Here is a 5,109-nt window from a genome sequence, read left to right on the forward strand (position 1 = left end):
TGTCAGGCCCCTTTGGACGCGAGGTTAGCAGCGTCTGCACGACTGCGTCGTAATCCTCCTCGCTATGGTAGGTCCAATTCGGGTTTGGACCCGGATCATCCAATACACGGTGGACCTGCGCGATGTGGTCTGGCGTTAATGCCATCTGCCGAGACGCTCTCACGAGTCACCTCCGAGTCTGTAACAAAGTGCAGCATCAAGACGCTGCATCAGAATGTATATCGCTTACCTACCGCTGAAGGCGCGACCACCGATCCCCAAACGCCTGCGTCATGGCCATGATCGCCCACCAACCTGTGCAATGGCAGCGGCTATCGTCTTAAGGCCAAACGCCTTCACCCCTTCGACAGTCTCTGGAATGACTTTCTCGTTCCTGCCCGAGAGATGAAAGCCCCCACGATCAGCGACTGATGATCAATATTGTCTGTGCTCGGGAGCAAGTGTACAATAATTTGCTCCTATCACAGGAGGTGACGATGCGTAGAATTGCGCTGGTTGTCGCGTTCTGTTTGGCCGCACTACCTGGGCTTGCACAAGATAAAGCTGAGCTTCAGAAGGTGGCAGATCGCTTCGTAGAGGCATACGCCAAAGGCGATCTGAATGCGGTCCTCCAACTCTATGCCGAGGACGCCGCTATTCTCCCGCCGCAAGCTCCTATGGTGAAGGGCCAGAGTAACGTCGCAAATTTCTGGAAGGGGGAGGCGCAGCGAGCCGAAATTAAGCAGGTCACTGTCGTCGATGCCAAGGCTCTCAGCAACGACATGGCACATGTGATCTTCACCACAGTGGGGCAAACCAGAGGACAGTCACCCCAGGAGTTTGAGGGAAAAGGCGCGGCTTTGGCTCAGAAGGTAGGGAATGAGTGGAAGATGCTCGTGCATGTCTGGAACCGGAATGGCCGTGACCAGTGAGGTGTTAAGAAGCGCCGCTTTGTCGGGCAGGTTCACTCCTCGCAAAGCAGGGTTTAGAGTAGCTCACTGGTCGGGCAGACGGTTTGGAGGTGATCTGCCGGGAAGGTGCCAATGGGTTGGGCTGGATCAGGGGCATTGATCGCATGGCACGATGTCGAGGAGGGTCGCGAGGCCGAGTACCTCGACTGGCATTCCCATGAACATATGAAGGAGCGGCTTGCGATCCCTGGTTTTCTTCAAGGACGCCGGTACTCCGTTGTAGGCTCTGGACCTCAGTTTCTGATCTTATACACCGTCAGAAACCCCAATGTGTTTACGTCGCAAACCTACCTGGAGCACCTGAGCCATCCTACGGACTGGACTCAGCAAGCTATGCCTGCGCTGCGTAACATGAACCGGAGCCTATGTCGTGTTGAGGCATCAAGTGGGTTGGGGGCGGGCTGCTGGCTTCAAACCATCCGGTTTGCTCCTGAACCCGGACGCGAGGCACACCTGAGCGGTGTATTGACGAGTGAAGCGCAGTCACTTGCCCATCAAAGGGGTGTCTGCGCCGCTCACCCCCTGATTGCGGATCAAGATAGGAGCAGGACACAGACCCGTGAGACAGCCCTTCGGGCAGGGCAGGACGCGGTGGCCGATTGGGTGCTGCTGGTCGAAGGCTATGACGAGGCTGCGGTGGCTCATGACCGATCCGGGCTGTTGCGGCTGGGCGGTGCTGGCCCGGACATTACCGGCGATCTCTACAGGATCACTCACATCTGCTTCTGAGACGAGGCATCCCTGAGCACCACCTCCGCATATGTGCCGTCATAAGCAGTCTCAGGATGGATAAGTGAACACGCACCTCATATCCCTTCCCATCCCCTGATAGAGAGCATGAAGACGGGACCATGAGCTATGCGGTTCGTTTATCATCCGTTCTGAATTTTCTAACATTGAACGGGAATATGGCTTGTGCGGAGAGTGCTGTGGTGCGCTGCGAGACAGACCCGTGTTCTTAATGTTACGCTGGGCGTAGGATTAGCCTCAAGAACAAGAATTGAGGGAGGCTTACCATGTCACGCGCCCCGGTTCACGAGCCAGCGGCCCTGTCCCAAGCTGATCGTAGCACTCTGCCCCCTGAGATACGACTGATACTGGCAGCGCTGTCCGAAGTTGAAGCCCGCTACGAGAGCGAACGTGAATGCCTCAAGGGCTGGTCTGGCCCTGAGGCGATCAGAGTGCGCTTTATCGAGCAGCTTGACGCTCGCCATGCCAAGGCGCGGGAGCCTCTGGTCCAGCGCCTTGCCGATCTGCATCAGCAGATCACCACGGCATCAATGATCCAGAGCCTGCGCAATTCTCACCATTGAGGTGCCGAGGTCGGCAATGGAACTGAGAGGGCGAGACCATCTCGTGGTCATCGCATCCGTTGCTCGTCCCGATGGGAAGCATAGCCTCGGCTGGTTCGGCCATACTCCGGAATGTGTTCGTCTCGTCCGCGTCGTTGCCCATGGATCATCCATGCCAGGGCATAGCCAAAAGCTCCTGCCATAAGCAACGCGGGCAACGGGTTTCCTGCCACCCGCTCGGTCACGGCTCGCTGCCGCTCACGAATATACGGCTCTGCCTCCGGGTACTGTTCTCGTGCTTGCCGCGCGTAGTGCTCACCTCGGCTGTACATGTCGCGGGCTGCACCGGACGCCTGATCTGCAACGTCGTGCAGAGCTTCCCTCACCTGATCCAGAATTCGCTCAGCGGTGTCCTGCTCCAGTGGGCCTCCCTGATCACCCGCTGATGGGGAACGGACTCCCTGATCAGGGCCATCAGGCTCAGGGCCTTTGGTGATGGTCACAGAGACCGGATCGCTCGTTGGGAAGGTCTCCTCAATGGCATGGTCGAGTCTTGCATCGAGGTTCTCCTGCGAGTTCTCAGGCAGACTGTTGTCCAACGAACTTTCGATAGACTTACCCCCATTCTTTTCAGGGGTGGATTGGCCGTTGATACCGAGCGGGTTCACCATACGAGCCTTCCAAAACAGTCAGTGCAGGTTATTAGTGACCTGCACGACTTGTAACGCTAAGGCTGCGAGCCACGTTCCTGAATGCCTTAACCTATGTGAAAAGCTTGGCGGACGAGCTTTGAAGGTGAGCATTGCAACTTAATAGAAGGGACGCAGCATCAGCTATTTCCGGCAGGGCTCCTATCTGAGTTAGGGAGACCATTGCTGTGGCTTCAATGGGAGAGCCTAATGCCTATGAAGTATGTCATGCTGAAACTCGAAGGCGGTGAGTTGCTCCCGCTGCTCTTTCCCGAGTTCATGCAGCACTCCCACATGGCTCAGTCAGTTCCAGCCACGGTGGTGAGCGCGGGTCACGTCCATCTGGAGGACGGGAAGATCATTGCTCGCGGTGCATCAAGCTCATTGGATGTCCTCTCACGAGAAGAGGATACCGGGATAATCCAAGCCTATTTTGACGGGCAGAACGTCGTTCAGCAGGAACTCTAGTTCTCAGCAGGAGGGCTATTATGGGTGCCGAGACCAATTTCTTTGACAGCATTGAGGTGCTCTGGTGCAGTAATCCTCCATCAGGAGCAGGAAATTGCCCAACCAGAGCGCCCCGAGTCTCCAGAACCTTTTCCTGAAGCACCTCCGCGATTACAGAGTGGAAGTCACTGTCTTTCTGGCGAACGGAATTAGACTACAGGGTCAGATCAGATCGTTTGACAACTTCACGTTACAGCTTGTCCGAGGCAATGGGACGCAAGTCGTCTACAAGCATGCAGTTTCTGCGATTAACCCAGCAGAGCCGATTCACCTGATTGACCCAGCTTCCTCTGGGTAGCCCAGCCGTATCCATAAGCACTTGGGGCTCTGTTGATCCCTCATGGAGCATTGTGAGATAGCGCCAAATCAGTAGATGGTGCCATTCCCACGGGGGAAGCTGCCGGTGGTCTCGGGATCATAACGCCATGGCGATCTGGAGCCGTTAGCCCCCTCGCTGTTACCTGACCGGCTCTGGCCATGTGCGAAAGACCCTCCTGGTTCATAGCCGTCCTGCCCGCGACCCGAACCGCGCGTCCGGTTTTCAGGCCCGTCCGCCTGCTCACGATTGGCAGGCCGACCACGCCCCATGTCCAAGCCGAGGTCGTCGTAAGGACCCATTCCCCCTGGCGAGGCAAGGGGGCTCGATTTGCACTGCGATCCTGGGGCTCGTAGCGGTTCGCTCGTTCGTCATTGGGCAAGCGTCTGCGCTCTGCATTCCTGTTGCGGTTATTCTGCTCCCTGACAGCGCGCTCGTACTTTCTGCGCTGATAAACACCAAGAGCACAGCCTGCGAGAGCACCTTTGATCCGGTGCCCGCCTGCAAAGTGACCGGCGACCGCGCCGCCAACCCCATACTTCAGGCAACCACCAGGACGGCTCTCAGCCTCAGCACCTCCTGCGATAAGGCCGAACGTGAGCATGATGGTAGCTGCGAGCGCAATCTTCTTCATTGATACGACCTCTCATGACCTGAGCCAACGTGGGCAGATTCGAAGAGGTTCCTGTCCGGGAGGTCGCGATTGGATGCAGGTCTTAATGACTGGTGACGCACTCCACACCTAATCCACCCTCGTCGCCTCTGAGCTTTTGCACCGAGGCGGTTCAAATGGCCTGCCCCGAACCCGCGAACAGGGTTGCAAACTGCCTTGTCCGCATAATTGCCACAAAGTACCGCTGCTTTGCACAACAGAGACCTGACAAGGGCGGGAACATAGGGGCATTCACCGGCACGTGCGTGTCGCTAATGAAAGTGTCTCAATGCAAGCCCTGCTCCGGACTGAAGCCCCAACAATCAAGTGTCCTCTCCCAGCCCATCCGGTGCTGAACCAATCTCTTGATCCCAGTGACCTCCAGTGGCTGGGCGAACGGCTGCGAGTTGCCTACGGACCAGTCGAGGCTCCCCTCCCGGCTCGCTTGACGGAGCTTGTGGAGCGGCTCGCCCGACACGAGCAGCCCCAGGATTAGGGGTTCTGTCGCAAATTCGTTTTTTACTTGCCTATACTGGCGATCTCGCGATGACCGGCTTCTGCAGAATCAACGGCTTAGCGCTTCCATCGTGACCGGAAATGGCGCTGAAAATCGCCTATACTTCAAGTTTGCGACATGTGTGGACGCCCCGTGTGACGCAAGAAGAATCTTCGGATCGGTGCAGCGCGTGGTCAGGGCTGACAT

6 protein-coding genes are annotated in these 5,109 nt (G+C 57.1%); 5 read left to right on the forward strand and 1 reads right to left on the reverse strand.

Going from position 1 to position 5,109, the window contains the following annotated elements:
- Positions 1–476: 476 nt before the first annotated feature.
- From AC0QTX_RS27090 to AC0QTX_RS27100, 3 genes are all read left to right on the forward strand, one after another.
- Positions 477–911: a YybH family protein gene (locus AC0QTX_RS27090; RefSeq protein WP_474606889.1), complete on the forward strand. Its 435-nt coding sequence runs from the start codon at positions 477–479 to the stop codon at positions 909–911.
- A gap of 630 nt (positions 912–1,541) precedes the next feature.
- Positions 1,542–1,679: a hypothetical protein gene (locus AC0QTX_RS27095; protein WP_474606890.1), complete on the forward strand. Its 138-nt coding sequence runs from the start codon at positions 1,542–1,544 to the stop codon at positions 1,677–1,679.
- A 287-nt stretch (positions 1,680–1,966) separates the two neighbouring features.
- Positions 1,967–2,263: a hypothetical protein gene (locus AC0QTX_RS27100; protein WP_474606891.1), complete on the forward strand. Its 297-nt coding sequence runs from the start codon at positions 1,967–1,969 to the stop codon at positions 2,261–2,263.
- Positions 2,264–2,310: 47 nt separating this feature from the next.
- Here the strand turns inward: AC0QTX_RS27100 and AC0QTX_RS27105 are convergent, their stop codons facing one another.
- The gene (locus tag AC0QTX_RS27105; protein WP_474606892.1) at positions 2,311–2,913 is read right to left on the reverse strand and encodes a hypothetical protein; all 603 of its coding nucleotides are present in this window, start codon (positions 2,911–2,913) and stop codon (positions 2,311–2,313) included.
- A gap of 246 nt (positions 2,914–3,159) precedes the next feature.
- Here AC0QTX_RS27105 and AC0QTX_RS27110 point away from each other — a divergent pair, with 246 nt between their 5' ends.
- Together AC0QTX_RS27110 and hfq are read left to right on the forward strand one after the other, a co-directional pair.
- Positions 3,160–3,399, forward strand: a complete 240-nt coding sequence (locus AC0QTX_RS27110; protein WP_474606893.1) for a hypothetical protein — start codon at positions 3,160–3,162, stop codon at positions 3,397–3,399.
- A 94-nt stretch (positions 3,400–3,493) separates the two neighbouring features.
- Positions 3,494–3,736 (forward strand): RNA chaperone Hfq, encoded by a 243-nt coding sequence (gene hfq, locus AC0QTX_RS27115; protein ID WP_474606894.1) that lies wholly within the window; start codon positions 3,494–3,496, stop codon positions 3,734–3,736.
- The last annotated feature ends 1,373 nt before the right edge of the window (positions 3,737–5,109 follow it).

This window comes from Microvirga sp. jy35 (assembly GCF_056148915.1).

Bases quoted from the DNA above. Each gene is read 5' to 3' on its own strand.
- AC0QTX_RS27090 (WP_474606889.1), top strand. From the start codon at position 477: ATGCGTAGAATTGCGCTGGTTGTCGCGTTCTGTTTGGCCGCACTACCT.
- AC0QTX_RS27100 (WP_474606891.1), top strand. From the start codon at position 1,967: ATGTCACGCGCCCCGGTTCACGAGCCAGCGGCCCTGTCCCAAGCTGAT.
- AC0QTX_RS27105 (WP_474606892.1), bottom strand. From the start codon at position 2,913: ATGGTGAACCCGCTCGGTATCAACGGCCAATCCACCCCTGAAAAGAAT.
- AC0QTX_RS27110 (WP_474606893.1), top strand. From the start codon at position 3,160: ATGCTGAAACTCGAAGGCGGTGAGTTGCTCCCGCTGCTCTTTCCCGAG.